At 70.0% G+C, this 13,987-nt stretch carries 15 protein-coding genes; 13 read left to right on the top strand and 2 right to left on the bottom strand.

The window, feature by feature from the left end:
• Positions 1–64 precede the first annotated feature (64 nt).
• From J4030_RS13155 to infB, 13 genes are all read left to right on the top strand, one after another.
• Positions 65–1,714, top strand: coding sequence for a nitrite/sulfite reductase (locus J4030_RS13155; RefSeq protein ID WP_243763321.1), 1,650 nt, complete (start codon positions 65–67; stop codon positions 1,712–1,714).
• The gene (locus J4030_RS13150; protein WP_208049687.1) at positions 1,711–1,869 is read left to right on the top strand and encodes a hypothetical protein; all 159 of its coding nucleotides are present in this window, start codon (positions 1,711–1,713) and stop codon (positions 1,867–1,869) included. Before J4030_RS13155 ends, J4030_RS13150 begins: the two co-directional genes overlap by 4 nt.
• Positions 1,866–2,558 carry a phosphoadenylyl-sulfate reductase gene (locus tag J4030_RS13145; protein ID WP_208049686.1) on the top strand — a complete coding sequence of 231 codons (693 nt, stop codon included), beginning with the start codon at positions 1,866–1,868 and terminating at the stop codon, positions 2,556–2,558. The genes J4030_RS13150 and J4030_RS13145 overlap by 4 nt, the downstream gene beginning before the upstream one ends.
• Positions 2,555–3,091, top strand: coding sequence for an adenylyl-sulfate kinase (gene cysC, locus J4030_RS13140; protein WP_307864689.1), 537 nt, complete (start codon positions 2,555–2,557; stop codon positions 3,089–3,091). Before J4030_RS13145 ends, cysC begins: the two co-directional genes overlap by 4 nt.
• The gene (gene cysD / locus J4030_RS13135) at positions 3,088–4,011 is read left to right on the top strand and encodes a sulfate adenylyltransferase subunit CysD (RefSeq protein ID WP_208049684.1); all 924 of its coding nucleotides are present in this window, start codon (positions 3,088–3,090) and stop codon (positions 4,009–4,011) included. Before cysC ends, cysD begins: the two co-directional genes overlap by 4 nt.
• A complete protein-coding gene (locus tag J4030_RS13130; protein WP_208049683.1) occupies positions 4,011–5,291 on the top strand; it encodes a sulfate adenylyltransferase subunit 1 in 1,281 nt (426 codons plus the stop codon). The genes cysD and J4030_RS13130 overlap by 1 nt, the downstream gene beginning before the upstream one ends.
• 123 nt (positions 5,292–5,414) lie before the next feature.
• Positions 5,415–6,449, top strand: a complete 1,035-nt coding sequence (locus J4030_RS13125; RefSeq protein WP_208049682.1) for an ABC transporter substrate-binding protein — start codon at positions 5,415–5,417, stop codon at positions 6,447–6,449.
• Positions 6,449–7,228, top strand: coding sequence for an ABC transporter ATP-binding protein (locus tag J4030_RS13120; protein WP_208049681.1), 780 nt, complete (start codon positions 6,449–6,451; stop codon positions 7,226–7,228). Before J4030_RS13125 ends, J4030_RS13120 begins: the two co-directional genes overlap by 1 nt.
• Positions 7,215–8,111 carry an ABC transporter permease gene (locus J4030_RS13115; RefSeq protein WP_208049680.1) on the top strand — a complete coding sequence of 299 codons (897 nt, stop codon included), beginning with the start codon at positions 7,215–7,217 and terminating at the stop codon, positions 8,109–8,111. Before J4030_RS13120 ends, J4030_RS13115 begins: the two co-directional genes overlap by 14 nt.
• A gap of 102 nt (positions 8,112–8,213) precedes the next feature.
• The gene (gene rimP, locus J4030_RS13110; protein WP_208049679.1) at positions 8,214–8,783 is read left to right on the top strand and encodes a ribosome maturation factor RimP; all 570 of its coding nucleotides are present in this window, start codon (positions 8,214–8,216) and stop codon (positions 8,781–8,783) included.
• Positions 8,783–9,856: a transcription termination factor NusA gene (gene nusA / locus J4030_RS13105; RefSeq protein WP_208049678.1), complete on the top strand. Its 1,074-nt coding sequence runs from the start codon at positions 8,783–8,785 to the stop codon at positions 9,854–9,856. Before rimP ends, nusA begins: the two co-directional genes overlap by 1 nt.
• A gap of 5 nt (positions 9,857–9,861) precedes the next feature.
• Positions 9,862–10,185 carry a YlxR family protein gene (locus J4030_RS13100; protein WP_307864688.1) on the top strand — a complete coding sequence of 108 codons (324 nt, stop codon included), beginning with the start codon at positions 9,862–9,864 and terminating at the stop codon, positions 10,183–10,185.
• Between the two features lie 178 nt (positions 10,186–10,363).
• Positions 10,364–13,249 carry a translation initiation factor IF-2 gene (gene infB / locus J4030_RS13095; RefSeq protein WP_208049676.1) on the top strand — a complete coding sequence of 962 codons (2,886 nt, stop codon included), beginning with the start codon at positions 10,364–10,366 and terminating at the stop codon, positions 13,247–13,249.
• Between the two features lie 172 nt (positions 13,250–13,421).
• Here infB and J4030_RS13090 read toward each other — a convergent pair whose 3' ends face one another.
• Both J4030_RS13090 and J4030_RS13085 read right to left on the bottom strand, forming a co-directional pair.
• Positions 13,422–13,568, bottom strand: a complete 147-nt coding sequence (locus J4030_RS13090) for a hypothetical protein (protein WP_208049675.1) — start codon at positions 13,566–13,568, stop codon at positions 13,422–13,424.
• Positions 13,565–13,888, bottom strand: a complete 324-nt coding sequence (locus tag J4030_RS13085) for a hypothetical protein (RefSeq protein ID WP_208049674.1) — start codon at positions 13,886–13,888, stop codon at positions 13,565–13,567. Before J4030_RS13085 ends, J4030_RS13090 begins: the two co-directional genes overlap by 4 nt.
• Positions 13,889–13,987: the final 99 nt, after the last annotated feature.

The following is a 13,987-nucleotide window of genomic DNA, read 5'->3' as shown; positions in this document are numbered from 1 at the left end:
TCGACGGTTGAGACACATCAGTCATCATTTGACCTTGGTCCAACCAAAAGGAATGGTTATAACCATGTCGACCGTCACGCGCAGCAACGGCCAATGGGCCCTCGGAGAGCGCGAGCCCCTGAACCCGAACGAGGTGTTCAAGCAGGAGGACGACGGACTCAACGTACGTGCCCGCATCGAGGAGGTCTACTCCCGTGAGGGTTTCGCCTCGATCGACCCGTCGGACCTGCGCGGCCGGATGCGCTGGTGGGGTCTCTACACCCAGCGCCGCCCCGGGATCGAGGGCGGTCGCACCGCCTCGATCGCGCCCGAGGACCTGGACGACGAGTACTTCATGCTCCGGGTCCGGATCGACGGCGGCACCCTCACGAGCGAGCAGCTGCGGGTGATCGGCGAGGTGTCCACGCAGTACGGGCGCGACACTGCCGACCTCACCGACCGGCAGAACATCCAGTTGCACTGGATCCGCATCGAGGACGTGCCGGCGATCTGGGACCGCCTCGAGGGCGTGGGCCTGACGACCGCCGAGGCGTGTGGCGACACCCCCCGGGTGATCCTCGGTTCCCCGGTGGCGGGCGTGAGCGCGGACGAGGTCATCGACGCCACCCCGGCCATCGACGCCATCCGGGACCGCTTCATCGGCGACCCGGAGCTGTCCAACCTGCCGCGCAAGTTCAAGACCGCCATCTCCTGGCTGCCCGACACCGCGCCCGAGATCAACGACGTCTCCTTCGTCGGCGTCGTCCACCCTGATCTCGGCCCCGGCTTCGACCTGCTCGTCGGCGGTGGGCTCTCGACCAATCCCAAGCTCGCCACCCGGCTCGGTGCCTTCGTGCGCCTGGAGGAGATCCCCGAGGTGTGGCACGGGGTGATCCGCATCTTCCGCGACTACGGCTACCGGCGGCTGCGTCACCGTGCCCGCCTGAAATTCCTGGTGGCCGACTGGGGCGCCGAGAAGTTCCGCGAGCTGCTCGAGACCGAGTACCTGCAGCGCGCGCTTCCGGACGGTCCTGCGGCACCGTTGCCCGAGCAGCCCCTGGACCACGTCGGCGTGCACGAGCAGCGGGACGGCCGCGCGTACGTCGGTTTCGCGCCGGTCGCGGGACGCGTGTCCGGCACGGTGCTCACCGAGATCTCGGCCGCCGCGCAGGCGGCCGGGTCGGACCGGGTGCGGCTCACCACCCACCAGAAGCTCGTGGTGCTGGACGTCGACCCGCAGCGCACGGAGTCGCTCATCGAGCGGATGGCGGCGGCCGGACTGCACGCGAAGCCGTCGCCGTGGCGCCGTTCGGTGATGGCCTGCACCGGCATCGAGTTCTGCAAGCTCGCGATCGTCGAGACCAAGGCCCGGGCACAGACTCTGGTCGAGGAGTTGGAGAAGCGCCTGGACGATCTCGCGCTGGAGCAGCCGCTCGCGATCCACCTCAACGGATGCCCCAACTCGTGTGCCCGCATCCAGGTCGCCGACATCGGCCTCAAGGGGCAGATCGTCACCGACTCGGCGGGCCAGCAGGTCGAGGGCTTCCAGGTGCACCTGGGCGGTGGCCTCGGGCTCGACGCCGGGTTCGGGCGCAAGCTGCGCGCCCTCAAGGTCACCTCGGCCGAGCTCGGCGACTACATCGAGCGCATTGCTCGCCGCTTCGATGAACAGCGCACTCCCGGAGAGCGATTCGCGCAATGGGCTGTGCGGGCGGACGAGGACTCACTGCGATGAGCGCCACCAACCGGGTCGTGCCCTTCCACTGCCCCTACTGCGCCGAGGAGGACCTGCGGCCGGAGGTCGAGCCGCGCGGCGCGTGGAGCTGCGGGAGCTGCCTGCGGGTCTTCGTGGTGCAGTTCCACGGGCTCCGCGGACAGGCGGCGTCATGACCGTCACCGCGGATCTGCGCGAGGTCGCGACGAACGCCGCACGCGAGTTGGAGGGTGCGTCGGCGTACGACGTGATCGGCTGGGCCGGTCGGACGTTCGGCGACCGGTTCGCCGTGGCGGCGTCGATGCAGGACACGGTGCTGCTGCACCTGGCGAGCAGCATCCTGCCGGGTGTCGACGCGCTCTTCCTCGACACCGGCTACCACTTCGCGGAGACGCTGCAGGTGCGCGACCAGGTCGCTCGCGACTACCCGGTCGACGTCGTCTCGTTGACCCCGGCACAGACGGTGGCCGAGCAGGACGAGACCTACGGCGCGCGCCTCTACGAGCGCGACCCGGACCTGTGCTGTGCATTGCGCAAGACCCATCCGCTGGACGACGCGCTCGACGGCTACGACGCCTGGGCGACGGGCCTGCGACGAGTGGAGAGCGCGTCGCGGGCGAACACGCCGGTCGTCTCCTTCGACGAGCGCCGCGAGCGGATCAAGATCGCGCCGCTCGCCGCGTGGAGCGACCAGGACATCGACGACTACGTGCACGAGCACGGCGTGATCATGAATCCACTGCTCTCACAGGGGTACCCGTCGATCGGCTGCGCGACTTGCACGGCGCGGGTCGCGCCCGGCGCGGACCCTCGGTCCGGCCGCTGGTCCGGCACCGACAAGGTCGAGTGCGGTATCCACCTGTGAGCGGGACGACGATCTGGCTGACCGGTCTGTCCGGCGCCGGCAAGACGACGGTTGCCCGCGCGTTCGCCCATCAGCTTGCGGCGAGCGGCGCTGAGGTGGAGATCCTGGACGGCGACGAGTTGCGGACCAATCTGTCTGCGGGGCTCGGCTTCAGTCGCGAGGACCGCAGCACCCACGTACGGCGGGTGGGTTTCGTCGCGGAACTGCTCGCCCGGCACGGTGTGACGGTTGTCGTCCCGGTGATCGCGCCGTACGCCGATGCGCGCGCCGCCGTGCGCACGCATCACCGCGACCACGGCACGCCGTACCGAGAGGTCTACGTCTCCACCCCGTTGACCGTGTGCCAGGAGCGGGACGTCAAGGGCCTGTACGCGCGCGCCGCCGCGGGCGGTCTGACCGCGATGACCGGCGTCGACGACCCGTACGAGCCGCCCACCGAGCCCGATCTGACCATCGACACCAGCCGCGTACCGCTCGACGATGCCGTCGACGCGCTGCGCGGACTGGTCCGAGCCGAGAGTGAGGTCGCATGACCATCGAAGCCGCCCCACCCCTTGCCACCGACGTGGCCGCCCTGCGCGACCTGGAGTCGGAGTCGATCGAGATCATCCGGGAGGTCGTGGCCGAGTTCGACCGCCCCGCAATGCTGTTCAGCGGTGGCAAGGACTCCGCCATCGTGCTGCACCTGGCGCGCAAGGCGCTCTGGCCGGCGCCGTTGCCGATCACCCTGCTGCACGTGGACACCGGGCACAACCTGGCCGAGGTCATCGAGTTCCGCGACCGGGTCGTCGCCGATGCCGGCGTGAATCTCGTGGTGGCCCGGGTCGAGGAGTGGATCGCCGATGGGCGACTCCAGGAGCGTCCCGACGGCACGCGCAACCCGCTGCAGACCGTGCCGCTGCTCGACACGATCGCCGAGCACCGTTTCGACGCGCTGCTCGGTGGTGCCCGCCGTGACGAGGACCGGGCGCGGGCCAAGGAGCGCATCTTCTCGATCCGCGACGCCTTCGGCGGCTGGGACCCGCGCCGTCAGCGCCCCGAGCTGTGGCACATCTACAACGGCCGTCACGCTCCGGGCGAGCACACCCGAGTCTTCCCGATCTCGAACTGGACCGAACTGGACGTCTGGCGCTACATCGAGGCGGAGAACGTCCCGCTGCCCAGCATCTACTTCGCGCACGAGCGACCGGTCTTCGAGCGCGACGGCATGCTGCTCACGCCCGGCCCGTGGGGCGGTCCGCGCGGCGCGGAGACACTCTCGACCCGTTCGGTGCGCTACCGCACCGTGGGAGACGGGTCCTGCACCGGTGCCGTCGAGAGCGAGGCCACCACGGTCGCGAGCGTCATCGAGGAAGTCACCGTCAGCCGGCTGACCGAGCGCGGTGCTACCCGGGCCGACGACCGGCTGTCCGAGGCCGCCATGGAAGACCGCAAGCGCGAGGGATATTTCTGATGAGTACCGCGATCGCGTCCCAGCACGCACCGCTCCGACTGGTCGTGGCCGGTTCGGTCGACGACGGCAAGAGCACGCTCGTGGGTCGGCTGCTGCACGACAGCAAGTCGATCCTCGCCGACCAGTACGACGCCGTCGAGAGTGCCAGCCGCAGCCGCGGCGCCACCGAGTTCGACCTGGCGTTGCTGACGGACGGCCTGCGCGCGGAGCGTGAGCAGGGCATCACCATCGACGTGGCCTACCGGTACTTCAAGACCGATCGGCGCAGCTTCATCCTCGCTGACACACCAGGACACGTGCAGTACACCCGTAACACTGTCACCGGCGCATCGACGGCAGACGCCGCCGTCGTCCTGGTCGACGTGCGCAACGGGGCCTCGGCCCAGACCCGGCGGCACTCCGCCCTCCTCTCGCTGCTGCGCGTACGTCACGTCGTCTTCGCCGTCAACAAGATGGATGCGGTCGACTGGTCGCAGGACCGCTTCGAGCAGGTGCAGGCCGAACTGCACGACATCGCCAGGGGAGTGGGCCTGGGTGACGTCGTCGCCGTGCCCACGAGCGCGCTCACCGGCGAGGGCGTCGTACGCGCGGCGCCCGACTGGTACACCGGCCGGCCGTTGCTCGCCCTCCTGGAGGAGTTGGACACCGAGTTGGAGGACACCGCCGAGCCCTTCCGGATGCCGGTCCAGCTGGTCATCCGTCCCCGCACGGCGCAGTACCCCGACTATCGCGGTCTCGCCGGCCGGGTGGCGTCGGGCCGGGTGCAGGTGGGCGACATCGTGCACGCCAGCCCGTCCGGCACGGCCTCGACCGTCATCGCGATCGACACTCCCACCGGGCCCGAACAGGTGGCCGTCGCAGGCCAGTCGGTGACCATCCGTCTGGCGGAGGAGCTGGACATCGCGCGCGGCGAGGTGCTCACCACCGACGACCCGATCGCCGTCACACGGTCGCTCGACGCGGTCGTCACGTGGATGGGCGACGCGCCCTCGTCGGCGCGGCAGCGCGTGCTCGTGAAGGCAGGCACCAAGACCGTCCGGGGGATGCTCGGGCCGGTCACCGACGTGTGGGACGTCAGCGAGCTTCGCTGGGAGCCGAGCTCGGCACCGTTGCAGCTCAACGACATCGGCCGATGCACGGTCCAGCTCGCCGAGGACGTGGCGATCGACGACTACCGGCGACTGCGAGGCACCGGTGCCTTCGTCGTCGTCGATCCGGCGACCGGCGCGACGCTCGCCGCCTGTATGTCGGGCGCCGACCTCGGTGCCCTGGTCCCCTGAACCCCCTCTTTGCTCCCTTGCCCGTTTCCGCTTGTCCCCAATAGGAACCCGATGTCTCCTCGCCCCGCTGCCCGACCCCTTGTGACGACCGGTGCGGTCGTCGCTCTCGCCGCCGTTGCCAGCATGAGCGTCGCCGCCTGCGGTTCGTCCTCAGCGGCCGGCGCGCCCAAGGGCGCCCCCGCCGGCACCGCCAGCACGCTGAAGCTCGGCTACTTCGCCAACGTCACGCATGCCGTCCCCGTCGTAGGGGTCGGCGACGGCAGCTACGCGAAGGCGCTGGGCAAGACCAAGCTGACCACCACGATCTACAACGCCGGACCGACGGCCGTGCAGGCGCTGCTGTCCGGAGCGATCGACGCGGCGTACGTCGGTCCGAACCCGGCCATCAACGCCTTCATCAAGAGCCACGGCTCGGCGGTCCGTCTCATCGCGGGTGGCGCCTCCGGTGGAGCGGCCCTGGTCGTGAAGCCGTCCATCACCAACGTGTCCCAGCTGGCGGGCAAGACGGTCGCGGACCCGCAGCGCGGGGGCACCCAGGACATCGCGCTGAAGTACTACCTGAAGAACCACGGTCTGGGCTTCACCGGCAGCGGCGGCAAGAACGTCAACGTGGTCTCCCAGGACAACGCCCAGACCCTCACCCTCTTCAAGCAGGGTCGCATCGACGCCGCGTGGCTCCCGGAGCCCTGGGTGTCGCGCCTGCAGCAGCAGGCCGGGGCCAAGGTGCTCGTCGATGAGAAGACGCAGTGGCCCGGCGGCAACTTCGTCACGACCAACCTGCTGGTCTCCACCAGTTATCTCAAGAAGAACCCCACGACCGTGTCGGCGCTGCTCGGTGCGCAGGTGGCGACCGCGAAGTCGATCACGGCCGACCCCGCGAAGGCGGCGACCGAGCTCGACGCCGACCTCGGCAAGCTCACCGGCAAGAAGTTGCCCGAGGCCGTCGTGGTCGCAGCGCTGAAGAACGTCAAGGTCGGGTGGGACCCGTACGCCTCCTCGCTGAAGGAGCTCGCGACGCACGCCGCCGACGTGGACCTGCTCAGCAAGAACGCCGACCTGCAGGGGATCTACGACCTCGCTCCCCTGAACGCAGTCCTGAAGAAGCAGAAGCTGGCCGCCGTGTCCGACGGCGGCCTGGGTGTCAAAGGGAGCTCGTGATGACGGCAGTCACCAGGCAACCGGGAGCGCAGGCGGACGAACGCCGTACGCCGGCCGTGCGGGTGCACGGCCTGCGGAAGGCGTTCGGCAGCGCGCGTGAACCGGTCCTCGCGCTCGACGGGCTGGATCTGGACGTCGCGGCGGGGGAGTTCGTGACCGTCCTCGGTGCGTCCGGGTGCGGCAAGAGCACGTTGCTGCGTCTCCTCGCCGGGCTCGACCGTCCGACCAGCGGTGAGGTGGACGTGCAGGGAGGTCAGCCGGCACTGATGTTCCAGGAGTCCGCCCTGATGCCGTGGTTGACCGCCGAGGGCAACCTGCAGCTCGCGCTGCGGTTGGCGGGAGTGCCGCGGCAGGAGCGGGCCGGCCGGTGCACCGAGCTGCTGAACGCCGTCCGACTCGGCAACGTCGCGAGCCGCCGGGTGCACGAGCTGTCCGGCGGCCAGCGGCAGCGGGTCGCCCTGGCCCGCAGCCTCGCCCAGGGCTCTCAGGTGCTGCTGATGGACGAGCCGTTCGCCGCGCTCGATGCGATCACCCGTGACCTGCTGCACCAGGAGCTGCTGGACGTGTGGCGCGCCGACCAGCTGTCGATCGTCTTCGTGACCCACAACGTGCGCGAGGCGGTGCTGCTCGGCCAGCGCATCGTGCTGCTGTCCTCACGACCCGGGCGCGTGCTGCGCACCTGGGACACCCGCGACGTCCCGCAGGACGACGTCGCGGGACTCACCGACGAGATCACGCACGCTCTGCGAGAGGAGATCGGTCGCCATGCCCACGCGTGAGCAGAGCAAGACCCAGCAGGCACAGAGGGATCAGGACCTGGCGCAACTGGCCGGCGGACTGGACGCCCTGGAGAACGCGCCCGGCGGTCGTCGACGCCGCTTCGACATCACCGGGGTGCTCGCACCCGTGGCGGTCGTCGTCGGGCTGATCCTGTTGTGGCAGGTGGCCTGTTGGGCGCACCTGAAGCCGACGTACATCGTGCCGACGCCCTCCAGCGTGGCCTCCAACCTCTGGGGCCTGATCACCCACGGCACCGCGTGGGAGGCGATCTGGGTCAGCGTGCACCGCGGCCTGATCGGCTTCCTCGCATCCATCGTGATCGGCACGGTCCTGGGCGCACTTGTCAGCCAGGTCGCGTTGTTGCGCAAGGGATTCCGTCCGCTGCTCTCGGCGATGCAATCGCTGCCCTCCGTCGCATGGGTGCCGTTCGCTCTGGTCATCTTCCAGGGCGGTCCGGCGCTCATCTACGCCGTCGTGCTGCTGGGCTCGGTGCCCTCCATCGCCAACGGTCTGATCGGAGGGGTCGACCAGACACCGCCGCTGCTGCGGGAGGCGGGCACGGTGCTCGGCGCCGGACGCTTCGAGCTGATGCGCTCGGTGCTGCTGCCCGCTGCGCTGCCCACCTATCTGACCGGCCTCAAGCAGGGGTGGTCCTTCGCCTGGCGCTCCCTGATGGCCGCCGAGCTGGTCGCCACCTCCGCGCAGCTCGGCACCGGGCTCGGCGGACTGCTGAGCAACGGCTCCCAGGACTCGGACATGCCGACCGTGCTCAGCGCGATCATCCTGATCCTGCTGGTGGGTGTCGTCGTCGAGCTCGCCGTGTTCGATCCGCTGGAGCGGACCGTCCTGCGTCGACGGGGGCTCACCTCCTCGGGTCTCTGAGCCTTCCCGAGCCTTCCGAGCCTTTCTGCGTCGGAGGTACCCCCCTGTGGCGAGTAGTGTGTCCCGTCGTACGGCACACAACAGAACACAGGAGGTCGCGGGATGGATCCGTCCAAGGGCAGGGGCGCAGGCACCGAACGCTCCCGGCACATCGAGGCCGTGCTCACTCCTGTGGTCGCCCGCAGCGGCATGACCATCGAGGACATCACCGTCACGCCCGCGGGAAAGCGGCGTCTCGTCCGGGTGCTCGTCGACCGCGACGTGACCGTCGACGACGCGGACCGCGCATCTCCTGTCGAATCGCTCACCCTCGATGAGGTGGGCGAGGTCACCCGTGCCGTGAGCGACGCGCTGGACGAGTCCGACGCCATGGGGGAGGCGGCGTACGTACTCGAGGTCAGCTCACCCGGCACGGATCGCCCCTTGCAGGCCCCCCAGCACTTCCGGCGCAACGTCGGTCGGCTGATCGCCCTCACCACGACCGGCGACGAGCAGCTGACCGGCCGCCTGACGGCCGCCGGCACCGACTCGTTCGACCTCGTCGACGACACCGGCGCGACCCGGAACTTCGGGTACGCCGACTCGGCACGCGCCCGTGTCGAGCTCGAATTTAACCGGCCCAGCACGTCCGACGTGCCTGAGATGGCCGACGTCACCGAGGAGCAGGACTGATGGACATCGACATGGCCGCACTGCGCGCGCTCGAGCGCGAGCGGGAGATCCCGATGGACGTCATCGTGCCCGCCATCGAGCAGGCGCTGCTTGCCGCGTACCACCGGATCGACGGCAGCTACCGGGACGCCCGGGTCGAGCTGGACCGCGCCAGTGGCCGGGTCACCGTGCTCGCCCGCGAGGCGCCTGCCGCCCCGCCGGAGGGCGAGGATGCCCCGGCCGTCCGCGAACGCGGACCGGAGTTCGACGACACCCCCACCGACTTCGGGCGGATCGCGGCTTCGACCGCCCGTCAGGTCATCGTGCAGCGGATGCGCGATGTGGAGGACGAGGCGATCCTCGGCGACTTCCGCGGCCGCGAGGGCGACATCGTCGCGGGCGTCATCCAGCAGTCCGGCGACCCGCGTAACGTGCACGTCGACTTCGGCACCGTCGAGGGCGTGCTCCCCCTCGCCGAGCAGGTGCCCGGAGAGCGCTACGTGCACGGTGAGCGACTGCGGTGCTACGTGGTGGCGGTGAAGCGCGGATTCAAGGGCCCGTCCATCAACCTGTCCCGGACCCACCCCAATCTGGTGCGCAAGCTCTTCGCCCTCGAGGTGCCGGAGATCGCCGACGGCAGCGTCGAGATCGCCGCGCTCGCTCGTGAGGCGGGCCACCGCAGCAAGATCGCGGTGCACTCGACGGTCCCCGGACTGAATGCCAAGGGCGCCTGCATCGGGCCGATGGGCTCGCGGGTGCGTGCGGTGATGACCGAGCTGCACGGCGAGAAGATCGACATCGTCGACTTCGCCCGCGATCCCCGGGACTTCATCGCCTCGGCACTGTCGCCCTCACGGGTGCAGTCGGTCCAGATCGTCGATGAGAGGGCCCGGGCGGCGCGGGTCGTCGTCCCCGACTTCCAGCTGAGCCTCGCGATCGGCAAGGAAGGGCAGAACGCTCGCCTGGCCGCGAAGCTGACCGGTTGGCGCATCGACATCCGGTCCGACACGGCGCCCGCGGAGCCCGAGGCCGGTGCGGCCCCGTCCGGACCGCCGAGCAGCGGCGCGGACGGGCCTGCCGGTCGGCTGCGCTAGACTTGATGATGGTCGAGCGGAGACGCGACCGTCGTTCCACACCCCCGCCAGTCGCTCATCGCGGCTTGCGCACGTGCGTGGGATGTCGGCAACGCGCCGATCGGTCGCAGTTGTTGCGGGTGGCCGCGATCGTGGAGGACGGCGCCTGGCGCGTCGTACCCAACGAGCGTGGCAGGCATCCGGGCCGAGGGGCCTGGTTGCATCCGTCCGCGGACTGCCTGGATCAGGCGGTACGCCGTCGTGCACTGCAGCGGGCTCTCCCGGTGCCGCGCGACAGCGCCGTCCTCGATGTCGAGGCGTTGCGTGACAGCTGCGTGCCTGCCGCTTGACCATGTTGAAGATGTAGCGACCTGCCGCACCGCGCGGCACGACAAGACCGGAAGCGGGTTTATCGCTATGAGCACCCGATGAGTCCTCAGCAATGAGCATTCACTGACAGACGGTCTGTGCTGCCCCGGATGAACTCCGGCCGCCGCTCGGACCGTCGCAAATCCGAACAGGAGAAGCGTGGCAAAGGTCCGAGTGCACGAGCTCGCCAAAGAGCTCGGGATGCCCAGCAAGGAACTACTCAACTACCTCAAGGAGCAGGGCGAGTTCGTCAAGACCGCCAGCTCCACGATCGAAGCGCCCGTCGTGCGCAAGATCAAGGAAAGCCCGCCTCCGGGTGCCGGCAGCGCCGTGCCCGAGGAGAAGGCTGCCCCCAGCGCCCCGAAGCCCGGTGCCTCCGGTCGTCCCGGCGCCGCGCCCGCAGCGCCGGCCGCTCCCAAGACCCCCGTGACCGAGGCGCCGCAGCAGCCGACCCGGCCGACCGCCGTGCCCGGTGGCACGTCGGCTCGCCCCGGCCCGGCCGCTCCCGCAGCTCCCGCGACACGCAAGGCGCCCGCGCCCGGCCCCACCAAGCCGGCCACGCCGGCTGCTGACGTCCCGGCAGCGCGTACGTCGGAGCCGGCAGCGTCGCCCGCACCCGCGGCCGCCCCGCCCGCACCGGCTCGTCCGGACGTCGAGGCGCCCGCTGCGAGCGCCGGTGGCGCTGGCGGTGCCGTACGGCCGTCGGCTCCTCGTCCGGCCGGTCCGCGCCCGGGTAACAACCCGTTCGCGCCCAGCCAGGGCATGCGCACCGGTGGTCAGGGCGGCGGCAACGCGCGCCCCGGCAACAACCCGTTCGCGCCCAGCCAGGGCATGCCCCGTCCCTCCAGCGCGCGTGGTGCCGGTGGTGCGGCAGGCCCGCGTCCCGGTGGCGCCCCGCGTCCGGCGGCAGCACGCGCCGGCGCACCCGGTGGCGGCCCCGGGGGTGCACGTCCGAACCCCGGCATGATGCCCGATCGTGCCGCTGCAGCTCGTCCGGGTGACCGCCCGGCGCGCGGCGGCGGTCGCGGTGCACCCGGTGCCGGTGGCGGCCCCGCTCGCACCGGCGGTTTCGCCGGTCGTCCGGGCGGCGGCCGTGGACCGGCCCGCGGCGCCGCGCCCGGTGCCTTCGGGCGCGGTAGCGGCAAGGTGCGTGGGCGCAAGTCCAAGCGCGCCAAGCGCCAGGAATTCGAGCAGATGCAGGCGCCCACCATCGGTGGCGTCAGCGTTCCGCACGGCGACGGCAACACCGTCGTGCGCGTGCGCCGCGGTGCGTCCCTGAGCGACTTCGGCGATCGCATCAACGCCAACCCGGCGAGCCTGGTCACGGTGCTGTTCCACCTCGGTGAGATGGCCACGGCGACCCAGTCGCTCGACGAGGACACCTTCATGGCACTCGGTGCCGAACTGGGTTACCAGATCCAGGTCGTCTCGCCCGAGGACGAGGAGAAGGAGCTGTTCGGCGCCTTCAACATCGACCTGGAGGCCGAGGCCGAGGCCGAGACGGACGAGGAACTGCAGGCTCGTCCGCCGGTAGTGACCGTGATGGGTCACGTCGACCACGGTAAGACGCGACTGCTGGACGCCATCCGCAACGCGGAGGTGGCCGAGGGTGAGGCCGGTGGCATCACCCAGCACATCGGTGCCTACCAGGTGCACGCCGAGCACGAGGGCGTGGACCGCGCGATCACCTTCATCGACACCCCCGGTCACGAGGCCTTCACGGCCATGCGTGCCCGAGGTGCGAAGGTGACCGACATCGCGATCCTGGTCGTCGCGGCCGACGACGGCGTCATGCCGCAGACCATCGAGGCGCTCAACCACGCCCAGGCGGCCGACGTACCGATCGTCGTCGCGGTCAACAAGATCGACGTCGAAGGCGCCAACCCGGACAAGGTGCGCCAGCAGCTGACCGAGTACAACCTGATCGCCGAGGAGTACGGCGGCGACACGATGTTCGTCAACGTCTCGGCCAAGCAGGGGCAGAACATCGACGGTCTGCTCGAAGCGGTCCTCTTGACCGCCGACGCTGCGCTCGACCTGCGCGCGAACCCCGACAAGGAAGCTCGCGGTGTCGCGATCGAGGCCAACCTGGACCGCGGACGCGGTGCGGTGGCCACGGTGCTGGTGCAGTCCGGCACGCTCCGCGTCGGTGACTCGATCGTCGCCGGTGTGGCGCACGGCCGGGTCCGCGCCATGCTCGACGAGCACGGCGAGAACCTGACCGAAGCGGGTCCGTCCCGTCCGGTGCTCGTCACCGGTCTGGCAGCGGTCCCACGCGCAGGCGACACGTTCATCGTGGTGCCGGACGACCGCACGGCACGGCAGATCGCCGAGCAGCGTGAGGCCGACGACCGTCGGGCCTCGCTGATCAGGGCTCGCAAGCTGATCAGCCTGGAGGATCTGGACCAGACTCTGGCCCAGGGCAAGGTCGAGACGCTGAACCTCATCCTCAAGGGTGACGGCTCGGGTTCGGTCGAGGCTTTGGAAGATGCGTTGATGCAGATCGACGTGGGCGAAGAGGTCGAGATCCGCATCATCGACCGCGGTGTCGGCGCGATCACGATGAACAACATCAACCTCGCCGTGGCGGCGACCGCCGTCATCATCGGCTTCAACGTGCGGGCCGAGGGCCAGAACGCCGCGTTCGCCGAGAAGGAGGGCGTGGAGATCCGGTACTACTCGGTGATCTACCAGGCCATCGAGGAGATCGAGGCGGCCCTCAAGGGCATGCTCAAGCCGGAGTTCGAGGAAGTGGAGCTGGGCACGGCGGAGATCCGCGAGATCTTCCGCAGTTCCAAGTTCGGCAACATCGCCGGTTCGCTCGTGCGCTCGGGTCTCATGCGACGCGGTTCGAAGGCGCGCATCACGCGGAACGGCGTGGTCATCACCGAGAACCTGGAGATCGCCGGTCTGCGTCGGTTCAAGGACGACGTGACCGAGGTCCGCGACGGGTACGAGTGCGGTATCAACCTGGGGTCGTTCAACGACCTGCAGGATGGTGACCTCATCACGACGTACGAGATGCGCGAGAAGCCGCGTAGCTGACGAACACGCAGCGGAGGTTGGGCCGAGCGAAGCGAGGTCCGGCCGAAGCGAAGTGTGAGGAAGCGGAGCGGAGAAGGCTCAGCTCGTCTTGTGAAGGACGAGTGCGTACATGAACGGCCCGACACCCGCGAGGGTGTCGGGCCGTTCGTCGTGTCGCGGGCGAGAAATACGGTCAGGTCGTGCGCGGCGTGCCGGTCTCGAGACGCGCGATCTTCTCGATCCGGGGGTCTTCGCGTTCGCCGCGCTTCCTCGCGTCGTTGACCAGGGCGCGAGCCAGGCGGATGTCGGATCGCGTGACTGAAGGGGTTTCCGGGCTCATCTGTCCTCCTCGACGTCGTTCTCATTTTCACGCGGGCGATCGACCGTGTCCACGGCGTCCTGCATCAGACCGGTTCGGGCGATGCGTCGCGCCAGTTCGCGGTCCGCGGCGCTGCCGAGGTCGGATTCGATCAGGCTGGCGAGCAGCTCCTTGCCGACGTCGCGGACCTCGGGATCGGGGGAGGACAGGGCGTGGATCGCCCGATCCAGGCGGTGGCTCCACTCCGTGCGGGCCTGCTGGTGCTGGCCCCGCAGCGCGATGAGCGCGGGGATGCCTGCCCCGAGCAGGGCACCGATGAACGCCAGCACGGCCGCGAGCACGTCAGGACCGTTCGTCGCCGGCGACGGTCGCCGCGTGGAGCGCTCGCGTGCCCATGCGTGCAACGTAGCCCCGCCCGGTGACAGATAGCGTGTGCTCCC

Origin of the sequence: Allobranchiibius sp. CTAmp26 (genome assembly GCF_017565405.1) — a bacterium.
In the GTDB taxonomy this organism is placed as follows: Bacteria; Actinomycetota; Actinomycetes; order Actinomycetales; family Dermatophilaceae; genus Allobranchiibius.
The sequence above is the reverse complement of the archived record's forward strand: the minus strand, read 5'-3'. Positions and strand labels throughout refer to the sequence as shown.